Genomic DNA, 26,279 nt, shown 5'->3' on the forward strand with positions numbered 1-26,279 from the left:
ATGAAACCACCTCTACACTGCCCCAGACGGCTACTGCAGATTCGGACAAACACTTTGAAAATCGCCTATATTCTCAACACCTATCCGCAGCCATCACACAGCTTCATCCGCCGTGAAGTTCAGGCGCTGGAACGTCAGGGCGTGCTGGTCTTACGTCTGGCGATGCGTTCATCTGATATGCCTCTTGTAGATCCCGGTGACAAAGAAGAAGCTGCCCGCACCACCTATGTTTTGAAACTCGGCGCGGCGCGGCTTTTGTTTGGTTTACTGGCCGAAGCCACCCACGCGCCGCGGTGCATCTGGCGAGCTGTTTGGCTTGCGTTGAAACTGGCGCGGGGTTCAGACCGTGGTGTGTTGCGGCATCTGGTGTATCTGGCGGAAGCGGCCCAGGTGAAACGACGGTGTTTTGCCGAGGGTGTAGACCATATGCATGCGCATTTTGGGACCAATGCCACCGCCGTCGTGATGTTGGTTCAGGCTATGGGCGGGCCTGGCTATAGTTTCACCACCCATGGGCCCGAAGAGTTTGATGCGCCATCAGCGCTGTCGCTGGGGGAAAAGGTAAACCGTGCTGCCTTTTCCGTGGCGATCAGCAGCTTTGGTCGCAGTCAATTGAGCCGTTGGGCCAGGTTCGGGCACTGGGACCGTATCAAGGTGGTGCATTGTGGTATTGAACCAGCCCGGTTTGAGAATCCTGTTGCAGTGCCTGAGGGGTCTTTGCGGCTGGTCTCGATTGGCCGTTTTGTCGAGCAAAAGGGTCAAATGATTTTGGTGCAAGCGATGGCAGATCTGGTCAAGGATCTGCCCGACATTCATCTGTCGCTTATTGGTGACGGGGAGATGCGCGCTGATCTTGAGGCGGCGATTTCGGCGCGAGGCTTGCAGAACAATATCACTTTGACCGGGTGGTTGAGCGAGGCCGATGTAAAGACAGAGCTGGCCGCAGCCCATGCGCTGGTGTTGCCGTCCTTTGCGGAGGGTTTGCCGATGGTCGTGATGGAGGCGATGGCAGCTGCCCGCCCGGTGATCACCACGTTTGTGGCGGGGACTCCGGAATTGGTACTGCCAGGAAAAACCGGTTGGCTGGTGCCTGCAGGAGATTACGGCGCAGTGGTGGACGCGGTGAAGCAATTGGCCGCAACACCGCATGATGCCGTTGTGAAAATGGGGCAGGCGGGACGCGACAGGGTCTTGCAGCGCCACGATAGCGAACAGGAGGCAGCTAAACTGGCGGCGTTATTCCAAAAGGCTGTTGCCGAAAACCGGCGTTAGGGCAGGCGGCTGATATAGGGCAAAGCTGGGGAAGCCACTGGATTAGCGCCCGCGCACCCAGCGGGACTTGCTGTGAAATAAGGGTGTTTTCACCAGAAGTGACACCAGCCCGTAGACCCCAAACCCAACCGGGTCGCGGGTTGCAAGTCGCAGTAAATCACCCAACGAAAAACTTGTTTTATCGTTGTTTTTCAGCAGTTTAGGAAAATAGCTTCCTATTTCCTCGACGCCGATATTCTGTCGACGCCGAACCCGCACCAGATTGGCCAGTCCTTCGACCATGGGCCAGTGATAGCGCGCTGTCACAGAGAGGCGTTCGACCGGGGTGAAATTGAGCCGGGCAAAGGTGTCATCGGAAATGATATCGGGCCAATCCTGCCAGCGCTGTCGACCGGCGCGGGTCATGGCAAACAGGCCAAACCCCGGTGTGCCCTGCGTGACAAACGGCAATTGCTGCCAAAATCGTCCGTAGGCGCGGGTGAGCCAGCTGTCTGCAGAGGCGACCACGGGGCGACCACTGGCATACCCCGGAGTATTCCTGTCCAGCGCCACGGCGATCTCGGGGATCAGGGAGGGGTCAACCACCACATCGGCATCCAGATAGATCAGGATCTCGCCCCTGGCGATGGCATCTCCGGCGTTCAGCGCCTTCAGTTTGCCGCCTTCAGGCATATCCAGCACCCGCAGGGCCCATCCCTCGGCGGCTGGAACCTTACGGGCCATTTCCGCAGTGCTGTCGGTGCAGCCATTGGCCAGCACCAGGACTTCGCCGGTCATTCCTTTGGGCAGGGGCTTGCTGGCAAATACCGCCTGCAAACAGGCGGTAATATAGTCAGCCTCGTTATGGGCCGGGATCAGCACCGTGATCAACCGGCTCATTTCACCCGCTCCACTGCGTCCCATCGCGGATTGTCGTCACTGAGTGTGCGCAGAGCCCCCCAGCTGCCCCATTTGCTTGGGGTTGAGACATCGACATAGGCGTTGAACATCTGTCCTCCCAGGGCCTGCCAGCCGGTCAGAAGCTCTGAATACAATGCTCCCATTTCGGCTGTATAATTGAAGTGGGTGAAAAAGCCAGTCAGAGCCTCGTCATTGACCATGGGGCCGATACCAACCACATGGCTGCCGCCTTCATACATGATCAGATCAAGGTGGTTTTGTGCGGCAATATCAGCATGATATGGCAGAACGCGATCCACCAGATCAGTCAGGGTCCCCGCCGGATCACCTAAAATTCGCCCATCGCGCAGCGCCGCTGCGGCCTGGCGACTGGCCAGATCATATTGATGCGCTTTGACGAAGGCCTGGCGGGCTTCGCCCTTGAGGTTCTGGGCCGTGGCGGCCTGTTCAGCGGCTGTACTGCTGTCAGAGATCCAGCCCCGCACCCTATCGGCCTGATCCTCAAGCCCGAGGGTGCGGCCAAAATAGCCGGTGACGGCATAGGCATCGAAGTAATCGGCGGGGGCGTGTCGGTCGGGGTGTTCAGCCACCCATAACGGGGCCTCTAGGATCTGTTGCTCTAACCCCAGCCAGCCGGTCTGCGTTGACAGGACCCGCACCAGGTGATCCGAGGCCCGGGCGCCAAAGGCCTGGCTCCAGATTTGCGACATTTCAGCGGCGCGTCCGCCATAGACCTGCATCCACAGATTATCCTTGCCCCAGCGGGCGCGGGCCTGATCGTCGGCCCAGCGAGCCTGTGCAAACTGCCAGTTCCAGACTTCATTGGAATATTCCACATAGGCCTTGCGACGATCGTCCAATTCAGCCGCGACGAGCATGGCAAACTGGCGGAAATATGTGTCATCACCGGCGTGCGGCATGGTGAACCAGGGATTTGTGCCCAATTGATTGGCCAGCGCAAGCATGACTTCGGCGGGGACGCCGTTGCGTGCCCATGTGTAATCACTGGGTGTCGGCCGTTCGTCCCAGCTGATCTGGGTAGAGTCATTGGTCGCCATCCAGTCCATGAACCGCAGTGCCGAAAATCCATCCAATCGTTGCAGCCATAGCGGGTTGAACAGGGCGCCATTGGCATGGGCGTCCAGGTGTTCCTGTTTGACCACGGTAATGTTGCGGACATAGTCACCGGTTTTATGCCGGTCAGTGCGTTGAATGCGGATCTGTACAAGGCCGGGTCCGGGTGTGAAATCGAACCAGACTTCGCCCTTGCCATAGCGCTGGTTTGTTCCACGTCCTGAGACCTCGACGATGCCGGTGCCGTCAAACCGCAGTAGGTAACGACCGGCCAATGAGCTGGCAGTCTCAGGCAGGTCGGTCAGGATAACGGTGCCGATGGAGCCCAACTCGGGTGGGATGGTGGTGGGCCAGCCATTGGGGTCCAGATGCCCGGCTGTGGCCAGATCCTCATGCCGGATGCCGCCCCATTGGCCTGCGATATGGCCGATCCAGGGGCGGGCGGTTTTGAAATGATCCAAAAAGGGGGCCTGTGGGCTCCAGTCGGTGACAGGGGCCAGGTTGATTGCGATAGGCTGAGGGCGGGGCGCAGGGGCAACCCCTGCGGTGTCGGCGGTTTGACTGTTGAGCGGGGCTATGGACTGGTCGTCCGGCAAGGCGGCTGCGTCGGGGGGCAGGGCAGGGCGGGTGTCAGCGCTGCCTGTGGCGTTCCAGATGTAGCGCAACGGCACCCCGGTGGGGATCCGCGCGGCAACTGTGACCGGGGCAGGGCTGCCTGCGGTCGGCAGCGGGGCCAACACATGTGGGTTTTCAGGGCCAATCAGGCTATGGCCGATCATCACAATCGAGCCAAGAATGCTGGTCCAGCTCATGGTGTTACTCCGGTTCTGGGCTGTGCAATGACAACCTGCCAGATGATGTCCTGCACTTGCCGTGCTGCCGTCAGGGTCAGGGCATCCGCCGCACTGCCATCGGCGCGTTTCAGGCGGTGTGGCAATCCGGCAGGCGTGCGATGGTACAACACTGCATAATGGGTCAGGGCCACCACATAGGCGCCCAAGTCATTGAAATGGATCATGTCCTGATTGCCTGATGGGTCAAGCGCGAACAAGTGGTCGCGACGGGTCAACCCGTCGATCTGTCCCGCCTCAGCGGCCCGCGCCACGGCAGCCATCGCCTGACCGCCGGGGATCAGATAGACCGGGTGGCCGGGATTGCGGCGGGTATCAGAGCCCAGAAGCTTGCCCAGCCACAGCGGCTCAAGGTCAGTGTCTATGCGGGTCAGCCAGCCTTCTGGGTCGTCCAGCCTATGCCAGGTTTCATACAGGTAGATCCGGGTCTTGGGCGTGGCCTGGCGGGCCAGATCTGCCCAGTGGCGCAGGTATTTGGCGGAGTTGTGATAGCGGATTGCGTCGCGCAGCTCGACCATTTCGGTCAGGACCACGGCATCGTAGTCACCGGAGCCGATTGCCGCGCGCGCATCACGGTAGGCTGGCGGCTGGTTGACGCGCTCAAAATCCAGGATTGGCGCGTCTGGGTCCCAGTGTTGTTTCAACGTGGTTCCGGAGCCCAACTGGCTGTTCCAGCGATGACCGTCACCGGCCAGTTGCGCCAACATATGTGGCATATTGGCGCCAACCAGCGAATGACCGAGGTGAAACAGGTTCATCGGGGTATTTGGCGGCGACAGTGCCGGAACCGCTTTGGCTTTGACGCCCAGGGCGGGCAGCAGCGCCAGCAGAGCCAGAAACCCGCGCCGTCTCATCCGGAGCGGGCTTTGCGTTTCTCGCGCATGGCACGGCGTTTCGACATGGTGTCTGATTTGGCCGCCCCGGCTGCAGCTACGGCCGCTTCATCAGGTGTGTCTTCGGCCTCCGTTGTGCCGCCGAGCAGCCCATCCAAGTGGGTGGCGATGCCGGACAGGGTTGGAAAGCGGAAAATATCGGTGATCGACAGTTTTGCAGCCCCGGTTGCAGCGCGAATGTCGCGATGGGCCTGCACCGCCAGCAGCGAATGCCCGCCAAGCGCAAAGAAGTTGTCCTGCGGTCCGATCGTCTCGACCCCCAGAATACTGCCCCAAATTGCAGCAACCTGTGCCTGAGCCCCGGCGGCAAGCGGTGCGGTGTCGGGGGCATTCTGGGCCGCACGGGCGGGTTTTGGATCCGGCAGCGCCTTGCGGTCGATTTTCTTGTTCGGAGTCAGCGGAAACTCATCCAGGGTGACGATATGGGCTGGCACCATCACATCGGCCAGCCGCAGCGCCAGACTGCCACGCAGCGCCATTTCGTCAACTGGGGCAGTGGAAGTGATGTAACCAATCAATTGCTGGTTTTCGCCCAAAGTGCGAGCCACCACCACAGCGGCCGTGACGCCGGTGAAATCCGCCATTGCGGCCTCGATCTCGCCCAGTTCGATGCGTTGGCCGCGGATTTTGACCTGCGTGTCGCGGCGGCCAAGAAAATCGAGTGTTCCGTCCTTGCGCCAGCGCACCAGATCGCCGGTGCGATACATCCGCGCATCGCCGTCGACGTTTGGGGCGACAAAGGGGTCTGGCACAAAGTGGCTGGCGGTCAGGTCGTCGCGCAACCAATAGCCTGCGGCAACCCCATCACCGCCGATGAACAATTCACCAGCCGCACCAATGGGCACCGGCTGGTGCTGATCATCCAGAACATAAGTGCGGGTATTGGCCATCGGGGTGCCAATGGAGGCAATACCGGATGGGATGGTCTTGAGCGTTTGCACGGTGGACCAGATGGTGGTTTCCGTCGGCCCATACATATTATGGATCTCTGCCTGAGTGGTTTGACGCAGGCTGTTGACCAGATCACCGGGCAGGGCCTCGCCGCCCAGCAACAGATGCTGCAGTTGACCCAAGGCCATGCGGGCCTCGTCATTCATGGTGATCATCTGCGCCATCGACGGGGTACATTGCATATGGCTGACGTTGTGGCGGATGATCTGCGCGGCCAGCGAGAAATCATCGGCGGCCAGTTCCGTAGGCGCATTGGAGCGGTGCAACACCTCGGCCAGTGGTTTCAGCCCCTCCATGACCACATCTGGCGCGATCCCATAGTCGATCAGGCAGGCGACCTCGTCCACGCCGATGCGTTTCAGCTGTTCCACCCGTGCCACGGCATCCGAGACGGTGCCAAACAGGCCGGAATCTTCAAAATACCGCTCAAAGGCAAAGTCGAGAATGGCCTCCAGCTCGTCTGGGCTAAGGCCGTCCAGCTGCATGTCAAATGCATTGTTCACGCCCTTGGGGCGTTTGAACGCGGGAAAGGCCCAGGCGTATTGTTTGATCAACCCGGCGGCGGCGCGCAGGTAGTCCTTCATTGGGTCGCGGGCAATGGCGCGCGCCTGTTCGCGGGTTTCGGCCAGATAGGTGTGCAGCATCAGGGTGACGGTGAAATCATCCGGATTGTGGCCCGCGGCGCGCAGGGCGTCGTGATAGATGCGGATCTTACTGGCCACTTCGTCGATGCTTTGCCCCAGCAGGTGGGTCAGCACATTGGCGCCGATCTCGCCTGCCTCGCGCCAGGTGTTGGGATTGCCTGCTGTGGTGACCCAGATTGGCAGCTCTTTGGACACCGGACGCGGTTGCGTGACCACCGCATGGGGACTGCCGTCCTGACGGGGGAATTCGACCTCCTCGCCACGCCACAGTTTACGCACGGTTTCGATGGCGTCGTAGAGCGCGGGCTTGTTGGCGGGGGGCGTGTTTTCGGGGCGCAGGATGAAGTCATCCGGTTGCCAGCCCGAGGCAAAGCCAATGCCAGCCCGGCCATTGGTCAGATTGTCGATCACCGACCATTCTTCGGCAATGCGGGCCGGGTGGTGCAGTGGGGCCACGCAAGATCCGGCCCGAACGCCGATATTTTCAGTGACAGCCGCCACCGCTGCCCCGGTGACCGAAGGGTTGGGGTAGGGGCCACCAAAGGCATGAAAGTGCCGTTCCGGGGTCCAGACGGCATTGAACCCATTGGCGTCGGCAAAGCGTGCGCCATCCAGCAGGAGCTTGTATTTCTGCGGCCCCGGTCCGTCGTCATTGCCCCAATAGAACAGATTGAAATCCATCTTGCGGTTGGATATCGCGATGGGACCGTTGGACAGGTTCAACCGGCTTTCTTCGCTGGACAGCACCAGTTTAAAGCCGCGCGACAGGGTCCAGAACAGTTCCAGCACCGAGATATCAAACGAGAGGCTGGTCAGGGCCAGCCAGGTGTCACCGGGCTGATGTGGAATGCGGTCATCCATGCCGGCAAAGAAGTTCGCCACATTGCCATGGCGCAGCATCACGCCCTTGGGGGTGCCGGTGGAACCAGAGGTATAAATCAGATAGGCCAGATCCCGGGCCGTGGCGCCGCCATCCACATTCGATTGTGTGACATCGGCGGGCGTCAAGGCGTCGATCACCAGTATTTGCGCGCCCGAAGGTGGCAGGGTGTCGTGCAGCGCCTGTTGGGTGATCACCACCTGGGCCTGACTGTCGCGCAGGTAGTGGGCAATGCGATCTGCGGGATAGGCAGGGTCCAGCGGCACATAGGCGCCGCCTGCCTTCATCACCGCCAGCGCGGCAATCACCAGTTCCGGTGAGCGCCCCACATAAAGGCCAACATGGCTGCCGGGTTTGACCCCCAAGTCCTGCAGCTGTGTCGCCACCCTGTTGGCCTGGGCGTTGAGCGTCGCATAGCTGAGACTTTGACCTTCATAGACCAGCGCCAAGGCATCCGGGCTGCGTCTGACCTGAGCCTCAAAACCGGCGTGGATGGTCTGGTCTGCGGTATAGTCACAGGTGGTGGCGTTCCAGTCAGTGATGATCTGGCGGCGTTCCTCATCGGGCAGGATTGCCAGGTCAGACAAGGACTGGGCGTCAGTGCCGGATACCGCCTTTAAGGCAGCGATCAGGCGGGCGGCGAGCAAGGATGCCTCGGCGGCACCTAGGCGGGCGCGGTTGATGTGCAGAGTGGCGGCATTGTCCGTTACAGCCAGCGTTGCGGCGCAGCCTTTGATCGGGGCATCCTGGTCCAGCATCAAGCCAATAGCGGGTCTGTCCTGCGCCGTCAGGTCCGGGTCGCGGGCCGGCAGATCGGCGGCAAAACCGCCCAGTGTGTTGATCCTGGCCAGATCCGCCTGCAAGCGGGGCAACAGTTCCGCCAGTGGCTCGTTGCGGCTGGCCTGCAATGGCACCCATGCCGAGATCAGCCCGGGCAGGGACGCGGCGGTCAGCTGGGCGGTGGAGAGCGCCACGTCGCCCAGATCATCACCGGTACCCTGCAGGGCCCAGGCCAGGACTGCCGCCTGTATTTGTTGCGGGCTCAGGCCCTTGGGCAGAGGGATTTCGTGGATGTCATAGCCAGTTTCATCACGGTCCTGTGCCAGGGGAACCCGCACCGGTTTCATCGCCTTGAGGGCCTGCCTCCAGTGGTGTTCCCCGGCTTGGGTGCTGGCGATTTTCTGTGTCAGCCCGTCGGCTGTTTCAGCGGCCAAAGAGGCGAGCACATCGCCGGGCTGGCATAGATCCGATGGTCTGACAGCGGATCCTTCGGGTGATGTCAGACCGCCCAGTGTCACTGTACCGGTCCCACAAGCAACGGTGAGAGCGTCTTTGGTGACCTCCAGAACCGTGCCTGATGCCCCGATTTGATCGGTCACAGTGGCGGAGCCGACCAGTAAAATTTGGTCTTTGACGGCAATTTTGGCGGTGCCGAGAGGGTTCCAGTAGTCGCCAGAATCCAAACCGCGCACCAGTCTGGACAGCTTTGCCGCTGGCTGTGTGAAATCCAATCGACCCGCCGCAGCAGGGCGGTCGGCGCGGGCAAAATAGCTGCGCTGGCTTAGGTCCTGAGGCTGGCGGTCCGGCGCGCCTGTTTCAAGCTGGGTGATCACCTCGGCGAAACTGTCGATTGCGGCGGCATAGCATTTTGAGTTCAGACTAAAGGCGGTTTCGTCACCGCTGATGTCGAACAGGCGTTGGGCGATGATATCGCCCGTGTCGACGCCGCTCTCGAGCATGTGCCAGGTGATACCGTGGGCGGTTTCGCCGTTGATTATCGCCCAGTTCGGCGTGTTGAGGCCGGCATAGCGTGGCAAGGGTCCGTCATGAAAATTGATCGCGCCCTGGGCCGGTTTCGCCAGCACCGCATCGGGGATCAGGTTCAGGTTGGCAATCGACAGGAGCCAGTCAAAGCCATCCGTCAGGCTGGTGGTGCTGTCGTGCTGAACCAGCTTTTTGTCTGCCGCCCAGGCGCGGATGGCCGGGTCGGTTGACACAACGGCCCGGATGTCATGACCGCGCCGCAACAGTGCCTCGGCGCAGCCAATCAAAAGCGATTCATTGCCAATGACAACACAGGAAAACGGGCTCATTTCAAATCCTCCGGTAGGACATCGGTCAAATGTGGGTCACGTGGCGCGCGGCGGGCAACGGGCAGCGCCCGGCGCAGGGCATGGATGATCAGATCACGCAGAAAGCGGGGCGGGTCGCGCCGAGGCTTGTTGGAGATCAGCCGCCGCAATTGCCAGATCATACCGCCAGCCCAGAGGGCCAGGGTCGCGGCTGCGGCGTAGAGGCGTCCGTGGTTTTTGCAGAAATAGTGCTGCCTTGAATCAAGCCAATAAGAGGGCACCCGCGCCCAGTCGTTCATCCCGGTTGAGGCAGATCCCACATGTTGCACCTCGCTGACCGGCAGGTAATGGGTGTGCCATCCCGCCCGGGCGGCGCGGCGGCACAGGTCGGTTTCTTCAAAATACAGAAAGAAGGTCTCGTCAAAATTGCCGATGGATTCGATCATTTGGCGTCGGATCATCAGGCTGGCACCGGCGGTCCAGTCCACCTGAAGTTCAGATGTTGGGATCGGCAGGGCGACAATTGACGCCTTGAGCAGTCGTGAAATCACCCCGGTGCGGGCAGCGGATTCAAATTCGCCAGCAATCGAGGGAAACCGGAAGGCGGTGGCATGTGGGGTGCCATCGACACCGCGCACATAGGACCCAACCATGCCGGCCTTGGGTGTGTTGGTCAGAAAGTCCCGCAGGTGTTGTATTGCCTGAGGCTCTGGAAAGGCATCCGAGTTCAGCAGATAGTAATAATCGGGTTGTGATCCGTCTGACAGACCGGCCGCCATGCCAAAATTCATCCCGGCCCCAAAGCCGCCATTGCGGGGTGACTGGATCACCCTGAGCCGGGCACCGTCTAACCATCCGCGTGTCTGGGCCGCATGGGTGAGGGTTTCGAACGACCCATCACCAGAGCAGTTGTCAACAATCACCACTTCGCCCAGAAGATCCTGCATCTCGCGCAGTGCGGCTTCGGTCGCCCGCAGTGTGAGCTCGGGCGTGCGGTAATTCAGGATGATGGTCAGGATCGTTGGGTGTGTCATAGAGACCTTCTGAACTATTCAGCAGCGCTTGCTGCGGGGGGCCAATCGTCGGAGCTGGCTGGAGGCGTATCTGGTTTGATCTCGGCGCGCCTGATGTGGTCTTGCAGGTGTTCGGCAAGAACCGAGACATTGGGCACCAGGACCATGCTGTCGTGATCGCCCGGCACCTCGACCACTTGCGTTTGCGGTGCCCAAGGGGTCCAGTTGTTGTCGTCAAAGACATATTCGCGTGCTTCACTGACCCATTGCCCGTCCGAGACCTGCCACATGCGGTCAAGTTGGGGCCGGAACAGTGTCAGCGGGCCTTGCCGTGGTTGCAGGTCATAACCGTCCAGTGCCTCGCGGAAGGCGGCCTCGATTTTGTGGTTGTTGAAGTCCACATTCGGGTTGGTGTCACTGGGACGGGAGCGGCGTTTTTCAAATTCCCAACGTACACGCGCCACGGCCCATTCGGACAGATAGGACAGCCCCTTGCTGCGCAGCAGGTGACCCTTGATGATGGCCTTGTCGCGCCGGTTCAACGCGGGCCGGACCGGTAGCGGGGTATCCAGCATTGCTAACATGGGGACGTCTTCGCCAAGTGTTTGTAACTGACGCGCCATTTCATAGGCGGTGATGCCACCGCCGGAATAGCCGCCCAGCAGATAGGGGCCGTCGGGCTGGATCTGGCGCAGTTCTGCCAGATAGTCGCGTGCGGCCTCTTCCATGCTGGTATGGGGGGCTTCATCGCCGATCAAGCCACGGGCCTGCAGCCCATAGACGGGCCGCTCGCGCCCCACCATTTGGGCCAGATGACGCAGGTTCAGCACGTTTCCGAACATGCCTGCGACCAAAAAGAACGGCCTGCGGCCGGTGCCGTCGCCGGGGTGCAATGTGACCAGATGTTTGAATGCCGGTGCTTGATCGCCGGCTTGTCCATCGTCCTGCACAGGGTCGTCGCTGGTGATGCCGCCACCGGTGCGCTGGATGATCAGCGCGGCCAGTTTGGCGACGCTTGGGGCCTCAAACAGCACCGAAATCGGGAATTCCACGTCGAATGTCCGCTTGATCTGCGCAAACAGCCGCACCGCGATCAGTGAGTGACCCCCGAGATCAAAGAAACTGTCCTCGGTGCCGACCTGCGATACCCCCAGAAGGGTGGCAAAACTGGTCGCGAGGGTTTCTTCGACCGGATTGCGGGGGGCGACATAGTCGGTGTCCAGGTCGGGGCGCTCGAACTCTTGCGTCTCGTCGCCAGCCGGGGCCGCGGATTGGGCCGCCTGGGTGATCAGCGCGGGCAGGTCCAGTGACGACACCACCACCTGTGACAGGCCCGTCGCCAAGGCCCGGGTCATGGCCTCGGCGCCGTTTTTGGCCGCAATGCCGTTGGCGATGTTCAGTTGCAGCCGTTGTTCCTCGGGGGAGAGCGGCTGAGTGGTGCGGGTGGCAGAGAGCCCCAGTTTGGCGGCACTGCTGTCGGGGTCATCGGAGCCTGAGAAGTTCAGCGCGCCGTCGAGACGTTTCATCTGGAAGCCCTGGATGTCCACCAGCACGGTGCCATTGGGGTCGGTCAGAGTGACGTCAAAGGTGGCAAAGCCATCGGACTGACTGTCCGTCAGCCGCATATGGCTGCGGATGTCACAACCAAGCGGGGAAAACACCCGAATCGCCCCATATGAGACCGGCACCCACAGGGTTTTGCCGCCATAGCTGGGCACCAGATCAATCGCCCAGCCGGTGGCAAGATCCAGCAGGCCCGGATGCAGAATGGTCCCATCGTTCTGCGCAATCTTTGGCAGGGCAAGATGGGCCAGGCCCTGGCCGTCACCGAGTGCGGTTTGGGTCAAAACATGCCAGCGCGGCCCAAACGTCAGGTGCTGTTCCTGAGGCGAGCGCAACCGCTCCTTGCCGCCCGGTGTCACCTGCGGACATTGTGTAGCGATCAAAGCCAGGTTGAGCGGCTCAGGGCGGATGGCATCTGGGGTCAGCACCAGCGCCGCCTGCGCGTTCAGGGCATAGCCTTGTTGCGCAGCGCTGTGCACCGCAAAGCCATAGCCGTCTTCATTGGCCTCAAGCCGGATCAGAACCTCACGCGGGGTCTTATCCTGGACCTGCAGTGGTCGCAGGAAATAGAGATCGCGTATTTCGTATGGCCCCGTGACGCCCTGTGCGGTCAGCGCCTCGGCGGCCAGTTCGATATAGCCGGTGCCGGGGACCAGCGCGGTCCCATCCCGCGTGCGGTGGTCGTTAAGCAGCCAGTCGCCCCGACCGGTAAAGTCTGAGGCAAAGATGCGGTTGCCAAAGGCATCAAACCCCTGGGTTTGCAGCAAAGCCTGGGTGCAGGCACTGCGCTCAGACGGGCCCTCGCCGCCCATCCGCGCGGCCATGGCCTCGGCGGCCATGCCGGTGTCGCTCCAGACGCCCCAGTTCAGGGCCACCACACGGGTTTTGCCGCCTTTGCGGTGCTTGGCCCAGGCGTTCAGGTATTCATTGGCGGCAACATAATCGATCTGCCCAGCCGGACGCGTTGCGGTCGAGGATGAGGAAAACAGCACCATCAGATCCAGCGTGCCATCGGGGAACACTGCGTCCAGCACCCGCAGGCCGCTGATTTTCGGGGCAAAGACCTCGGCGATTTGAGTTTCTGTCTTGGCCAGAATGGGACCATCGTTGATGTGGCCCGCACCATGAATGACACCGGTGAGGGCGCCAAATTCTGCCTCGGCTTCGGTCGCAGCCGCGCGCATCTGACCGCTGTTGCAGACATCTGCCGCCAGCGGCAGCACCCGGCCCGTGCCGATGGCTTCGAGCGCCATGACAGCGCGAATGCGCATGGCCGTGCGGTTGGCGGGACTATGGGAATGCAGATAGCCCTCCCAGCTGTCGCGGGCGGGCAGCCCAGAGCGCGAGATCAGCACCACATTGGCGTTATGGGCCCGCATCAGATCCGCCGCGATGGTCAGGCCAATGCCACCATAGCCGCCGGTAATCAAATAGTGACTGCCGGTTTTGAACGGTGGGACATCCACTGGGGGCAGGGGGGCTGGCCGCCAGACCTGTTCAAACCGTTTGGCACCCCGCCAAAGGGCCGTCAGGTTTTCAGGTTCGGCCAGCAGTTCCTCGAGCAGGCGCGGGGTTATGTCCTCGACCTCTGGCTTGGCCAAAAGGCTTTGCCAGCGCGAGGGCGCATGAGGCAGTTCAATATCCACGGTGGAGCAGGTCAGGCCGGGTAATTCGCGTGGGATCACACCAGCCGGGCCAGCAACCAGAGATTTTTCAGGGTATGGCAGCGGCTCGTCGCTGTGTTGGGCGGCGCCAGTGGTGAAAATGCTGATGTGCAGCTGTTCGGGCAGGTCGATATTGCCCAGCTCTTGTGCCAGCGCGGTCAGGGAATAGAACCCAACCTCAAGATTGTGGTCAAAGAATGAGGATCCGGGACGGAAGACCTCGGTTCGGGTGACCAGCCAGAAATGGGCGATCCGGGTTGGTAGCAGGCCTGCCATCTCAAGATCGGCCAGCAGCGATTGATAGCCCGAGCGCCCTTGCTCGGGCGGCAGCACGTAGGCGGTATCCGAAAGCTTGGCATAGCTGTCGCCGGGGCGGACCCGGACGACCTGGTGACCGGCATCGTGCAATTTGTCAGCCGCAGCGGACGCCGTTCCGGTGTCGTCTTCAAAGATCAGCCAGGTTTGCGGTGCAGTGGCGAGTTCACTGTCAACATTCACATCGCAATCGGCCAGACGCGGCCGCCAGGCAGGGCGATAGCCCCAATCGGCGATATCATCGTGACGGGCGGGCAGGGGCATGTCCAGGGTCTGTGACTGTTGGCCCGGTTCAATGAAATAGCGGCTGCGTTGATAGGCATAAGTTGGCAATGGCAGGCGCAGGCGCCGTGCTTCGCCCCAGATCTGATCCCAGTCTGCCTCGACTCCGCAGGCCCAGAGACGGCCAATGACGCCAAAGAAATAGGCGTCATCCGCGATGTCCTGATTGTGGTGTCGCAGGCTGCTAAGCACCTGTGTGGGCAGCACATCAGGGGCCATCTGCGCCAGCGAACTGAGCGCTTTGCCGGGGCCGACCTCAAGGAAGACCCGGCCCGGAACTTTGGCAAGACTGTCGATGCAGTCGGCGAAATGGACTGTGTTGCGCAGCTGGCCGACCCAGTAGTCAGGGTCGGTGGCCTGGGCATCTGTCAGGGTCACACCGGTGCGATTTGACACCAGTGGAATGCGCGGCGCCTGCAGGTCCAGCCCGCGCAGGAAATTGCGATAGTCGTCAAGAATACCATCCAGCATCCGGCTGTGGGCGGCAATATCGATGGGGATGCGTTGGTGGTCAATGTCGCGGCTTTTCATCACGGTCGACAAGGCATCCAGTGCCGCCTGCGGCCCGGACACTGCGGTCAGGTTTGGCGCGTTGACCGACGCAATGTCCAGATCCTCCGAGAGGATGTCCTGCACCTCGGTCAGGGGCAAGGAAATGCTGAGCATGCCACCGGCAGGCATGGTGTCAAACAAGCGTCCCCGCAGCAGCACCAGATCGATGCAATCCTCGAAGCTGAGCACACCGGCCAGACAGGCGGCGGTGCATTCGCCCATGGAGTGACCCACCATGGCGGCAGGTTTCACGCCCCAGCTGATCCACAGCTGCGCCAGTGCATATTCGACAATCATGATCAGCGGCAGTTGCACCGAGGGTTTGGTCAGTTGGGCGTCGGCCTCTGCCTTGTTTTCTGGTTCCGGCAGCCACAGCGCCCGGATGTCATAGTCGAGCTGTTTTTGCAGGTGGTCCAGCCCACGGTCCATGTAATCGGCAAACTCGGGCTCGGTTTCATACAGGTCCCGCCCCATGCCGGTGAATTGAGCGCCACCACCGGGGAACATGAACACCACCTCGGGGGTGGGGCCCAGGTGATCGTGGCTGAATACCCGGCGTGGGTCATTGTCTTCCAGCAAGGCGGCGGCTTGGGCCGTGGTTTCGGCCACCAGCACCCGGCGTTTGGAAAACCCGCGACGGCCCTGTTTCAGGGTCCAGGCCACATCGGCAAGGTCCAGATCGGGGTTGGCCCGCAGGTGAGCGGCCAGCAATTTGGCATTGCCGTCCAGCGCCGTCTTGGTCCGGCCAGAGAGGCACAGGATGTGGAACGGGAAATCGCTGTCTTCGGAGGGCGCGCGGGTGGGGGCCTCTTCCAACACCATATGGGCGTTGGTGCCGCCGACGCCCAATGCATTGACCGCGGCCCGGCGTGGGCCTTTGTGCGAGGTCCAGTCGCGCAGGGTGTCATTGACGCGGAACGGGCTGCCGTCAAAATCAATCGCCGGGTTTGGTGCCTCGTAGCCCAAAGAGGGCGGGATTTGTTGGTGTTTCAGGGCCAGTGAGGTCTTCACCAGCCCGGCCACGCCAGCTGCGGTGTCCAGATGGCCGATGTTGGTTTTGACCGAGCCAATGCGGCAATACCCGATCTCGCTGGTGCTGTCGCGGTAGGCCTCGGTCAGGGCTGAGACCTCGATCGGGTCCCCCAGATAGGTGCCGGTGCCGTGGCATTCGACGTAGTCCACTGTATCGGCAGGCACATCCGCCGCCTGCAGCGCCATGCGCACCGCTGCGGACTGGCCATCAACCGAGGGGGCCAGATATCCCGCCTTGGCCGCGCCGTCATTATTGACCGCCGACCCCTTGATAACGGCCCAGATGTGGTCGCCGTCGGCAATGGCATCTTCCAATCGCCGCAACACCACGACCCCGGCGCCGGAGCCAAACACCGTGCCCTGGGCGCGGTGGTCAAATGCATGGCAATGGCCATCGGGGCTGAGGACTTCATTTTCTTTATACAGGTAACCGCGGCCCTGTGGCAGCTCGATGGTTGCGCCGCCGGCCAGCGCCATGTCGCATTCGCCCTCGCGCAGGGACTTACAGGCGTAATGCACCGCCACCAGTGAGGTCGAACAGGCGGTCTGCAGATTGATCGAGGGCCCGTGCAGGTCGAATACATGGCTGACCCGGGTTGCCATAAAGTCTTTGTCATTGCCGGTGTGGCGCAGCAGGAACATGCCAACATCATCAACCAGATGTGGGTTTGAGCAGATGTTGAAGTAGAAATAGCTGCCCATGCCGCAGCCGGCATAGACGCCAATAGGTCCAGCAATGCTTTCGGGGGGATGGCCTGCATCTTCCATCGCCGACCAGGCCACCTCGAGGAATTTGCGGTGCTGAGGGTCCAGAATGGCCGCCTCTTTTGGGCTGAAGCCAAAGAAGTCGGCATCGAACTGATCATAGCCCTGCAACAATGCAGCGGAGGGGACATAATTGGGATCGGCAAGGGTTTGCGGGCGTTCACCGGCCTCTCGCAAGGCCTGCTCATCCAGAACGGTGATCGATTCTACACCATTTTTCAGATTGGTCCAGAATTCAGCGGCCGAATGGGCACCGGGAACGCAGACCGATTGGCCGACAATTGCGATGTCTCCGACAGGTGCGCCACCAGACCGAAACGGTGTATTATGCGACTTCATGTTCAGACCAAATAACCCTTACTCAGGTGCCGATAGGCCCGTCACAACGATAGCTGCCAAAGCTATTGTGACCAACCCAAAGGACGAAATATTGACCAATCCGGGTGATCCCGGTGTGAATTCAATTGTTTGTCGATCGGAGGGTTATGTATCTCAGTTTCCCCCCACCTCAAGAGATGTAATTTCGTAAACTTATACGGCTCAAATATGAAACTTATGTGTTCAATTGGGCCGGGAAAGTGGAGAGAATGGGGCATTACATCACACTGCGCTGGCCTGATTTAGGGGAGCCGTCCAGGGCCTGAGTGCCGCCGAACAACGCCGATTTGGAGGCGGTCAAATCCGGATAACGCAGCCTTTCGACATAGCCGAACACCGCGCCGGCGCAGAGCCAGGTAAAGGGGATCAGAGTGGCGTTCAGCAGCATATCCAGCATAGTGATCGCAAGCAGCAGGGCAATGGGCGCCACGTAGGGCGAGATGCCAAGACCTTGCTTGCGCCGCATCTCGCTTGCCAGGAGCACCAATGGGGCCGCCAGCAGGCCCATCTCGGCGATATAGCCAAGCCAGCCAAATGTGCCAAAGACAATGATCCAGCGACCATCGGGTATCGACAGGATTTGTCCGGTTTCGATGTGATGTACCAAATTGCGACCCCAGCCGCCCCAGCCGAACCATGGTTTTTCCGCCGCACGGGCCAGCAGGACCCTCTCATTCTCGAGTCGATACCCCAGCGAATTTGCGCGTTCGGTGCTAATGGCCTCGGCCTGGGCCAGGATTGCGTCGGTGGGCACCAGCCCCAGATTGCGCAGCATTGGATAGATCACTGCTATCAGTGCAAGGCACATTGCAATGCGGATTTGCCAGCGCAGGGGGGCCAGTGCGACAACCGGGGTGAAGGCCAGCCCATAGAGCAGCGACCCCAGGCTTTTGCATAATATGAGCACCCAAAACAAATAGAGGGTTGCCATTGCAAGTCGCACCCGGTCGCCGCTTTGTGCGGCCCGTGTCAGGGCCGTTGCAGCCAGTACGGATGACATGAAGAAGAACGCCAGCCACAGCCCATGTGGCAGAAACACGATGGGGCGGAAGCCGCCATTGCGCATCGTCTGTTCAAAGCTGTGCTGGAAAAACCCGTAGACCCAAATGTTGATCTGTGGGCTAAGCCGGATTTCGATGAGCGCGGGAAGGGAATAGGCTAGGCCGGTCAGCAATAGCGCCCACAGGAGGTTCCGCAGTCCGGTTTCGGTCGACAGGTACTGACGGGCCAGGAAGAAGGGCAGCAATACAATGATCTGGCCGATCATCACCGCGCCAAGATCCCGCCAGCGCAGCCCCGGCAGGGCGTTGGTGGTAAAGATGACAGGATCTGAGTTTTCAATCACCCGAAACAGGATTGGATCGCCGTTGGTGAAGACCGTGGGAATCACACCAAGCACAAACCCCGCCACCAGCAGCCGCGTAGCCGGGTGCCGTGGCCACAGCGAGACCGGCTTTTTCATCACCAGGACACAGATCAGAAACGTGACCACCGATGGGATCGTTGATTTGTCCATACTCGGGACCAGTGGGAGATCGAATTCAGCCAGTGGCGGCAGCAACAGGTAGCCTGTCAGCATGCTCCATATGATGGCGCGTTCCAGTGTTGTTCGGCGAAACAGCCACAGGGTCACCAGTGGCCAAGCCATCAGCATCATATAGGCCAGAGTGTTAGGCATTTGCAGGGTAACCTGTTGGTTCATCGCGATTGAGGCAACTTAGCGGTTCTATGAGCCCAAGTCCCGCCCCATTCGTTTGCTAGGGTTCAGTCATGGCAAGGAAACAACGGTTTAGGCCATTAGGGGTGTTGCCCTGCACCGCGGCGGCTTTAGCCTAGGCCTGAAATGATAAGATAACGGAGAGAAATGCGTGCACTTCATGTTCCATGGACAGCGAATAGCGATCAATGTGCCCACTTGGGCTGCGCTGGAGGCTGAGCTTCGGCAGCGATTTGCGAGTGGGCAGGGGTTTGCTCTGGCGACTGTCAATCTGGATCACCTGGTCAAAATGGCCGCCTCGCCGGGATTTCTGGACGCCTATGCGACCCAGGATCTGGTGGTGGCAGATGGCCATCCGATTGTCTGGATGTCCCGGCTGGCGCGCCAGCCAGTGGACCTGATGCAGGGTGCCAACATGATCCTGCCGCTGTGCCAGCTGGCGGCGCAGGCCCAGGTGCCGGTGGCACTGGTGGGCAGTACGCAGGTGGCGCTGGAGGATGCGGCGGGTATCCTGCAAGGGCAGGTTGCAGGCCTGAACATTGCGATGCGTCTTGCGCCGTCGGGGGTGTTTGATCCCATGGGCGAGGAGGCGGGGCATATCTTGCAGCAATTGAACGGCGATGGAATTGGGCTGTGTTTCCTGGCACTGGGAGCCCCTAAGCAAGAGATTTTTGCCGCCCGCGGTCGGCAGCTGTCCCCCGGCGTTGGCTTTGCCTCTATTGGGGCGGGGCTGGATTTTCTGGGGGGGCATCAACACCGGGCGCCGGTGTGGATGCGCCGGTTGGCATTGGAATGGCTGTGGCGAATCGTGAGCAGTCCGATGCGAATGGTGCCGCGCTATGCGCGTTGCTTTGCCATTCTGCCGGGGCAGTTCCGGCAGGCCTGGCTTTTACGTAAGCGCCCGCCGTCTGCCGGTCGTCAGTAGGACGCGGACCTTTTGCCACATAATACCCTTGGGGGTTCACATCACTTATATTCGATCAAGTGCCGTCGCCGTCCCAAAGCCCGGTGCCAGTGATAATCTGCCACCCCCAGCGCCTCGGGGAATTTTCCCAGTACATTGAACAAGGCTGCTGGCGACCCCATCCGGCGCGACAGGCGCAGGACTTGCGCCGGGTAGATCAGCAGGGCCAGCAGCATCCAGCTGGTCATTAAAGTGGACAGTGCAACTGCCAGCGGTAAGCCAAGAGCCCAGAGCAGGGCCCGGCGGACCTCGGTTACCCAGTGCCGTTCCGGTGGCGCGCCGTGGAGCGTGGCGCCCTCGGCAAAGGCGTATCCGGCGCGCCGGGCACGGGTCCACCATTGGGCAAACCGTAGCATTTTCGCATCGTGCAACGTCATCTCGGAATCCAGGCGCCAGATGCGCCAACCTGCTGACCGGAGCCGCAGGCAGAGCTCTGGTTCTTCGCCGGCGATCAGGGACTCGCGGTAGCCACCCAGCCGTCGAAAAGGCGCCAGCCGCATCAGCGCATCGCCCCCACAGGCCTTGGTCTCGCCCACTGGGGTGTCCCATTCCCGGTCACACAGGGCGTTGTAAACAGAGGCGTCCGGGAACCGCTCGCGTCGGCGGCCGCAGACCACCGCCACATCCGGATGATCCTGAAGAAATGAGCTGGCGTTTGGAATCCAGTCTGGATCTATTGTGCAATCACCATCGACAAACTGCACCAGCGAACAGTCGTCACCCAGTTCGGCGACCCCGGCGTTGCGGGCGCGGGCGGCGGTAAACGGGCGTGACATATCCAGTTCCACCACTTTGGCCCCCATGTCGCGCGCGGCAATCACCGAGCCATCGCTTGAGCCGCTGTCCACATAGACCAATTGGCGGACCTGATCTTGCAGTGACGCGAGGCAAGCCAGCAGATGTGCGCCTTCGTTTCGTCCGATCACCACGGCGTCAATCACCGGTGCGGTCATTGGTGGCGCTGCACAAAATGGGCGGTATAGCTGTCTGGTGTCATCAAAATTCTAAAGCTCGCAAGCTGGCGATAAGGGAATCTGCGGCCAATGGGTCTTATAGGTGATTTTCATGGCAACAGAGGTGGGGTGGTGGATGGTGACGCCAAGTTAGACAATTGCCCCGTGGCTGCAAGCTTTTGTGCTGGACACCGTATGACCCCTGCCTTTAGTTGCTCCGAAATGTGAGGGAATGTTGCGGGCCTGTCGTGTCGATGGTGCTGTGGCAAACCATACATCAACTTACACATTGAATTGTCAAAGGCAGCCTCTGCATGACCCCTGTTCAAACTGCGAACATGAAGCCATTCAGGGCTGTAATTGGGCGCGTCGCACAACCTAGCAGTGTGCATGTTTTTTGATTGATTCCATGCCCTTGTAAGGGCCCCGCAGAGACAATCCCGCCGAATTCCTGATTTTGTTTCCTGATGAGCCGGGGAATAAGGCAAAATATGGCTAATTTGAGCTAAAGCCGTCCTTTTTCACCATATTTCTAAAATTTGACTTAACACATGTTAACTTCAGATTGAGCATAATCAGGTGCAGTTTTGACCTGACTATGCCCGGGGGGGATGGGCCGCATGGGGGTGCGACTTAATCCTGATCCACTCACTGAGATAGTACGCCCGGTAGCTGCTGCACCGGGGCAATAGAAATTTGAAAATGACCCGCCGTAAGGCGGTGCTCATCTTGACTTGGTGGCTTCTTAGCTGCCGATAGGGGGATGGCTTGGAAGATACTGTGCACAAGAGGATTATCGCCTCTTCAATGCAAATGGCCCAGGTGAGAGGGGTCGCCGCAGGACAGGGATTGCCGGTAGAGGCGGGACGTTTGATCCAGTCCTGGAGTTTGACGCCAGATAATATCAATGGTTCGCACTCCCGTGTTAAACCAACACTTGAACAACCGTTTGGCCATGTGGCGACGGATGTCTATGCCCGCTTGGGGAAGCGGATATTGGATGTCATTCTGGTTCTACTGACTATGCCGCTGACCCTGCCAGTGATCGCGATTTGTGCGTTTGCCCTTTGGTTTGAGGGAGGGCGTCCATTTTATCGACAGGACCGGTTGGGTCTGAACGGACGCCGGTTTTCCATTCTCAAACTGCGGACCATGGTGTGCGATGCGGATGCGCGGCTGGAGCAATGCCTGGCTGCCAATCCCGCGTTGCGCCGTGAATGGGACGAAACCCAAAAACTGAAAAAAGATCCGCGCATTACACGGGTCGGCAAGATCCTGAGGATGACGTCACTGGATGAGTTGCCGCAATTGCTTAATGTGCTCAAGGGAGACATGAGCCTGGTTGGCCCGCGTCCGATGATGCCTGAGCAACTGACCCTGTATGGTGACCCGCGGTCCTATTTTGCGCTGAAACCGGGGATTACCGGTGTTTGGCAGGTGTCGGCCCGCAACGAGAGCCACTTCTCTCACCGGGCGCAGATTGATGCGGTTTATGGTCGGACGTTGTCACTGCGCAGTGATCTAGCATTGATGTTTCGTACCGTTGGTGTGGTTTTTCGGGGGACGGGATATTGATCTTGCACCACAGAGCTGCTGGCATCGGGCGTTTACCATACGTTCAATTTGTGATGACCCCATTTCGTGATACCTTAGGTATAGAGGGCAGGGCATGAAAGATTTTGTGACCACTGGGTTGGAGGACGCCGATATTGCGATGACCCAACAGGGCTTTAAGAAATTCCGTCGTCGTCGCGGTAAGCGACAGGATCCGGTGATTGAAAACGCGCCTGAGCTGCGCGAGTTTCTTGATACCGAACCGCCGACGCGCATCGAACACGTGCCGGCGCGGCTTCCTGAACCCTGGGAGATTTTGCGCCGGGTGCCGATTGATGTGCGCCAACATCAGTTGAACCGCTCACCGCTGGTCAATTTCTTTCGCGAAGACCCCGCGGCCAAGGCGTTTGACCTATTGCGCACCCGCTTGTTGCATACGCTTAAGGCGAAGGGTTGGAAACGGGTTGCGATTGCCGCACCAACTGCGGGATCGGGCGCGACATTCACGGCGGTCAATCTGGCGCTGAGCCTGGCGCGTGTGCCCCATAGCCGCACAATTTTGATGGATTTGAACCACCGCCATCCCGGCGTTGCCGAGGCGCTGAAGCTGAACCAGCCCGGTGACATGCCTGGATTCCTAGCTGGTGACCTTGCGATGGAGGATCATTTGATCCGTCCTACCGATACCTTGGCTCTGGGGTTGACCAGGGCCCCGGATCGCAACGCTGCAGAAATCCTTCATGACAGTCACTGCGCCGCGACACTGGAGGACATGATCGACCGGACCGCTGCGGATGTGGTGATTTATGATCTGCCGCCGGTGCTGGAATATGACGACCTGACCGCCTTTTTGCCGCAGGTGGATGGGGTGTTGCTGGTGTCGGACAGTACCCAAACCACCGCCGCACATTTGGCCGCCTGTGAAAAGATGCTTGCCGGTCATACAGAATTGCTTGGTGTGGTGTTGAATCGTGCCAGATCTTCGAAAAACGGCTGAACGGCCCGAGCCTGTCATAGTTTTGCCAGCTTGCCATGATGGAAAGAGCACAACTGCTGCCGTATCCCGGCAGTCATTGACCTTGGATAACGGTGTTGAGACAATAAATGGGCCCGATTTTCTCGATCGAAGATTTTGTGGACATGCTGCGCCGTCGGGCTGGCCTGATTGCCAAAGTGGTGTTCCTGGGGGCCTTGGTGTCGCTGTGGTATGCGGCGCGTCAGCCGAGACTGTATCAGGCCGCCGAAGTGATCCAGATCAGCCAACCGAAAATCGCGGACGATCTTGCCAGTTCCACGGTTGAGGGCTCGTCTGCGCGTCGATTGCAATTGATCCAGCAGCGCCTGATGACCCGCGACGCAGTGTTGGAAATTATTGAGAAATTTGGGCTTTTTGCAGATTTGCCGCAGTTGAAAACAGCGGAAAAGGTGGCGCTGATGCGCGAGTCGATCAGCATTGAAGGGGTTGCCGCTGCGCGCGAAGGCTTTGTCGATGATGGTACCATTTCGGTTCTCACCTTCATTGCCAAGATGCCAACCCCGGAGCAGGCACAGCAGGTGGCACATGAATTGTCCCGCCGCACAATCGAGCTGAGTATAGATTCGCGCACAGAGCTGGCCCGCGAAACCCTGACCTTTTTGAACGAACAAGAGGTCTCTCTTACTGATGACCTGAACACACTTGAGGACAATCTTGCCAGTTTCCGCACGGCCAATAATGTGACGTCCCCTGGTGATGCCGTCTTTCGCCGGTCTGAACTGATCCCTATCAATGGTGGCCTGCTGGACATCGCCCGCGAGCTGATTGAAATCCGCCGGGCCGCTGAATATGCGACTGCCACAGAGCGCCCCGCGACAGCGCAACGGATGCAGGCTGGTTTTCAAGAGCAGTTGGACACGTTAGAGGCGCAGCGGGTGCTGTTGGTCGAGCGGAAGAGAGAACTGGAAGCCTCGTTGGAAATTTCTCCGGAAGTAGAACGAGAGCTGGATGGTTTTGCACGGCGCCAAGAACAACTGCAGACCTCTCTGGATGCCATCATTTCCCGACGGACCGAGGCAGAAGTGGGGCTGCGCCTTGAAACCACCCATCAATCCGAGCGATTGACGGTGATCGAACCGGCAGTTTTGCCGGAAGACCCGATCACCGGCGGGCGCAAGGCACTGGCTATTCTGGGCACGCTGGCCGGGGCGATGCTGGCGCTTGTATTGGCCTTTATCCAAGAGCTGCGCCATCCGGTGCTGCGCAGCGCCGCTCAGATGCACCGTGAAACCGGCCTGACCCCGGTGGTGTTGATACCGGTCCTGCAAACGGAGCCTAAAAACAAGCTGAGCAATTTGTGGCGCAGGGCCCGTGGCTGGCGGCTGACATGATTTTGCCAAACCATTGCCGCGCAGAAAAATTTGTTGATTGGTGTAGAAATTATTTGCGTTGTGACAAGAGCTCTAACAAAGGTTTAGTCCATGCCCCCGATTGATACTACCCGGCTTGATGGTGACCCCTACGAGAGTATCTATGGGATTCGCGCCGATACGGCCTCGCGCGGGGTCGATTTGGAGGGTGCCCGGGTTACTGTCAATTATGCTGATGGGACAAGTGAGGTTCTGACATGGGAAGCATTGGATCCCTACACCAATGGCGGCGCCTCTGGCTCAGGCATCGAAATGTTCTTCGGCGACAATTGGCATGAGCTTTCGACGACCAAGCTTGTGGCTTCGATTGAAATTGATCTGACCCCTGCCAATTCGGTATTCGATACGACGACCACCCTCGACAGTGACCCGCTTGGCGGATCCACGCCAGGTTCAAAAATTGGGTATCCATTTGAACTGTCCCCTGAAAACAGTGATTTGTCTGATGACATTTCAATTACGTATTCAGACATCGTAAACTTGGCCGGGAGCCCGGCTGCGGGCGATTTGTATACAACGATGCTGATCGACTTTTCAGCCCTTCCGGGTGGTGGGTTTTTGGGTGATCTGGAATGGAAAACTGACATCGACACGATGGAGGATTCCACCCAGACCGATTTAGTCGCCACCAATGACGAGCTGACGATTTCCGGGGATGGGTCCGAGACGCTGGATGTTTTGGGCAACGATGTTCACGTCGAAGGTGCCGGACTGACGGTGACCCACATCGATGGCCAATTGGTGACCGCCGGTGATACGGTGACACTAGACACTGGCGAAATGGTGACGCTGAACGCCGATGGAACATTCTCTATTTCCAATGACAGTGCCGTAGATGAAACCAACACCTTTACCTATGTGGTTGCCGACGATCAGGGCAATGCTGATGTTGGCTTTGTTGATGTCACAACCGAAGTGGGCTCGCCGCCCTGTTTCGTCGCGGGAACGCTGATAGACACCAAAGGTGGTCCGGTGGCCGTTGAACTGCTGGAAGTGGGTACATTGATCAACACCCGTGACCATGGTCCGCAGCCGCTGCGTTGGATTGGCCGCAGTTTTCGGCGCGCCGAAGGGCGCGATGCGCCGGTGGTTTTTGCTGCCGGGGCGCTTGGCGATCACGAGTGCATTGCGGTCTCTCCCAATCATCGGGTGCTGATCACATCAGAGCGGGCTGAACTTCTGTTTGGCCAGTCCGAGGTTCTGGTGAAGGCTAAGCATCTGATCAATGATAGTTCGATCCGGGTGCAGGCGGATGGGCAACAGGTGACCTATGTGCATCTGCTTTTTGATCAGCATGAAATCGTCTATGGCAACGGGCTTGAAAGCGAAAGCTATCATCCCGGTGCAGAAACCCTGGATGCTTTTGATGTTGAGACCAGGGCCGAAATTCTGGACCTGATGCCGGACAGGGACAACTACGGGCCGACAGCCCGCCCGGCGTTGAAGTCCCACGAGAGTTTTCTGCTATCGGGCCTTGATCGCTAAGGGCAGGAGCGCTTGCTGATCATTCGCGGGAGTGTTCCGCATCGCAACCTCGCACGGCGTTGATGGACCCACTTAATCATGACCCGATAGTATGGGCCG

The 26,279-nt window shown here is 59.7% G+C and carries 14 protein-coding genes; 6 read left to right on the top strand and 8 right to left on the bottom strand.

Annotation, left to right across the window (positions count from 1 at the left end; all coding sequences use genetic code 11):
• The first annotated feature begins 54 nt into the window (after positions 1-54).
• The gene (locus tag EBB79_RS23240) at positions 55-1,272 is read left to right on the top strand and encodes a glycosyltransferase (RefSeq protein ID WP_127751408.1); all 1,218 of its coding nucleotides are present in this window, start codon (positions 55-57) and stop codon (positions 1,270-1,272) included.
• 42 nt (positions 1,273-1,314) lie between these two features.
• On the opposite strand, the gene EBB79_RS23245 is transcribed toward EBB79_RS23240, so the two are convergent.
• The 7 genes from EBB79_RS23245 to EBB79_RS23275 form a co-directional block, all read right to left on the bottom strand.
• Entirely contained in the window at positions 1,315-2,151 is an 837-nt protein-coding gene (locus tag EBB79_RS23245; protein WP_127751409.1) for a glycosyltransferase family 2 protein, read from the bottom strand.
• A complete protein-coding gene (locus EBB79_RS23250; RefSeq protein WP_177627918.1) occupies positions 2,148-4,058 on the bottom strand; it encodes a hypothetical protein in 1,911 nt (636 codons plus the stop codon). The genes EBB79_RS23245 and EBB79_RS23250 overlap by 4 nt, the downstream gene beginning before the upstream one ends.
• Positions 4,055-4,951 (bottom strand): hypothetical protein, encoded by an 897-nt coding sequence (locus EBB79_RS23255; RefSeq protein ID WP_127751410.1) that lies wholly within the window; start codon positions 4,949-4,951, stop codon positions 4,055-4,057. Before EBB79_RS23255 ends, EBB79_RS23250 begins: the two co-directional genes overlap by 4 nt.
• Positions 4,948-9,558 carry a MupA/Atu3671 family FMN-dependent luciferase-like monooxygenase gene (locus EBB79_RS23260; RefSeq protein ID WP_127751411.1) on the bottom strand — a complete coding sequence of 1,537 codons (4,611 nt, stop codon included), beginning with the start codon at positions 9,556-9,558 and terminating at the stop codon, positions 4,948-4,950. The genes EBB79_RS23255 and EBB79_RS23260 overlap by 4 nt, the downstream gene beginning before the upstream one ends.
• Positions 9,555-10,571 carry a glycosyltransferase family 2 protein gene (locus tag EBB79_RS23265; protein WP_127751412.1) on the bottom strand — a complete coding sequence of 339 codons (1,017 nt, stop codon included), beginning with the start codon at positions 10,569-10,571 and terminating at the stop codon, positions 9,555-9,557. The genes EBB79_RS23260 and EBB79_RS23265 overlap by 4 nt, the downstream gene beginning before the upstream one ends.
• Positions 10,572-10,585: 14 nt before the next feature.
• Positions 10,586-17,062 carry a type I polyketide synthase gene (locus tag EBB79_RS23270; RefSeq protein WP_127751413.1) on the bottom strand — a complete coding sequence of 2,159 codons (6,477 nt, stop codon included), beginning with the start codon at positions 17,060-17,062 and terminating at the stop codon, positions 10,586-10,588.
• A 256-nt stretch (positions 17,063-17,318) separates the two neighbouring features.
• Positions 17,319-18,779, bottom strand: a complete 1,461-nt coding sequence (locus tag EBB79_RS23275; protein WP_127751414.1) for a hypothetical protein — start codon at positions 18,777-18,779, stop codon at positions 17,319-17,321.
• 190 nt (positions 18,780-18,969) lie between these two features.
• Between EBB79_RS23275 and EBB79_RS23280 the strand changes: the two genes are divergently transcribed.
• Positions 18,970-19,743 (top strand): WecB/TagA/CpsF family glycosyltransferase, encoded by a 774-nt coding sequence (locus tag EBB79_RS23280; RefSeq protein ID WP_127751415.1) that lies wholly within the window; start codon positions 18,970-18,972, stop codon positions 19,741-19,743.
• 41 nt (positions 19,744-19,784) lie between these two features.
• On the opposite strand, the gene EBB79_RS23285 is transcribed toward EBB79_RS23280, so the two are convergent.
• Positions 19,785-20,735 carry a glycosyltransferase family 2 protein gene (locus EBB79_RS23285; RefSeq protein WP_127751416.1) on the bottom strand — a complete coding sequence of 317 codons (951 nt, stop codon included), beginning with the start codon at positions 20,733-20,735 and terminating at the stop codon, positions 19,785-19,787.
• Between the two features lie 768 nt (positions 20,736-21,503).
• On the opposite strand from EBB79_RS23285, the gene EBB79_RS23290 reads away from it, so the two are divergent.
• The 4 genes from EBB79_RS23290 to EBB79_RS23305 all read left to right on the top strand — a co-directional run bounded on the left by EBB79_RS23290 (position 21,504) and on the right by EBB79_RS23305 (position 26,180).
• Complete coding sequence (locus tag EBB79_RS23290; RefSeq protein WP_238705174.1) at positions 21,504-22,310, top strand: sugar transferase; 807 nt, start codon at positions 21,504-21,506, stop codon at positions 22,308-22,310.
• Between the two features lie 94 nt (positions 22,311-22,404).
• A complete protein-coding gene (locus EBB79_RS23295) occupies positions 22,405-23,286 on the top strand; it encodes a CpsD/CapB family tyrosine-protein kinase (RefSeq protein ID WP_127751417.1) in 882 nt (293 codons plus the stop codon).
• 107 nt (positions 23,287-23,393) lie between these two features.
• Positions 23,394-24,656, top strand: coding sequence for a GumC domain-containing protein (locus EBB79_RS23300; protein ID WP_127751418.1), 1,263 nt, complete (start codon positions 23,394-23,396; stop codon positions 24,654-24,656).
• A 90-nt stretch (positions 24,657-24,746) separates the two neighbouring features.
• Positions 24,747-26,180, top strand: a complete 1,434-nt coding sequence (locus EBB79_RS23305; RefSeq protein WP_127751419.1) for a Hint domain-containing protein — start codon at positions 24,747-24,749, stop codon at positions 26,178-26,180.
• Positions 26,181-26,279 lie beyond the last annotated feature (99 nt).

The organism is Parasedimentitalea marina, assembly GCF_004006175.1.
GTDB classification, from domain to species: Bacteria; Pseudomonadota; Alphaproteobacteria; order Rhodobacterales; family Rhodobacteraceae; genus Parasedimentitalea; species Parasedimentitalea marina.

Excerpts from the sequence above, each read along its gene's own strand:
- EBB79_RS23260 (WP_127751411.1), bottom strand. The coding sequence starts at position 9,558 with ATGAGCCCGTTTTCCTGTGTTGTCATTGGCAATGAATCGCTTTTGATT.
- EBB79_RS23305 (WP_127751419.1), top strand. The coding sequence starts at position 24,747 with ATGCCCCCGATTGATACTACCCGGCTTGATGGTGACCCCTACGAGAGT.
- EBB79_RS23250 (WP_177627918.1), bottom strand. The coding sequence starts at position 4,058 with ATGAGCTGGACCAGCATTCTTGGCTCGATTGTGATGATCGGCCATAGC.
- EBB79_RS23300 (WP_127751418.1), top strand. The coding sequence starts at position 23,394 with ATGGGCCCGATTTTCTCGATCGAAGATTTTGTGGACATGCTGCGCCGT.
- EBB79_RS23270 (WP_127751413.1), bottom strand. The coding sequence starts at position 17,062 with ATGAAGTCGCATAATACACCGTTTCGGTCTGGTGGCGCACCTGTCGGA.
- EBB79_RS23285 (WP_127751416.1), bottom strand. The coding sequence starts at position 20,735 with ATGACCGCACCGGTGATTGACGCCGTGGTGATCGGACGAAACGAAGGC.
- EBB79_RS23295 (WP_127751417.1), top strand. The coding sequence starts at position 22,405 with ATGAAAGATTTTGTGACCACTGGGTTGGAGGACGCCGATATTGCGATG.
- EBB79_RS23265 (WP_127751412.1), bottom strand. The coding sequence starts at position 10,571 with ATGACACACCCAACGATCCTGACCATCATCCTGAATTACCGCACGCCC.
- EBB79_RS23255 (WP_127751410.1), bottom strand. The coding sequence starts at position 4,951 with ATGAGACGGCGCGGGTTTCTGGCTCTGCTGGCGCTGCTGCCCGCCCTG.
- EBB79_RS23275 (WP_127751414.1), bottom strand. The coding sequence starts at position 18,779 with ATGCCTAACACTCTGGCCTATATGATGCTGATGGCTTGGCCACTGGTG.
- EBB79_RS23245 (WP_127751409.1), bottom strand. The coding sequence starts at position 2,151 with ATGAGCCGGTTGATCACGGTGCTGATCCCGGCCCATAACGAGGCTGAC.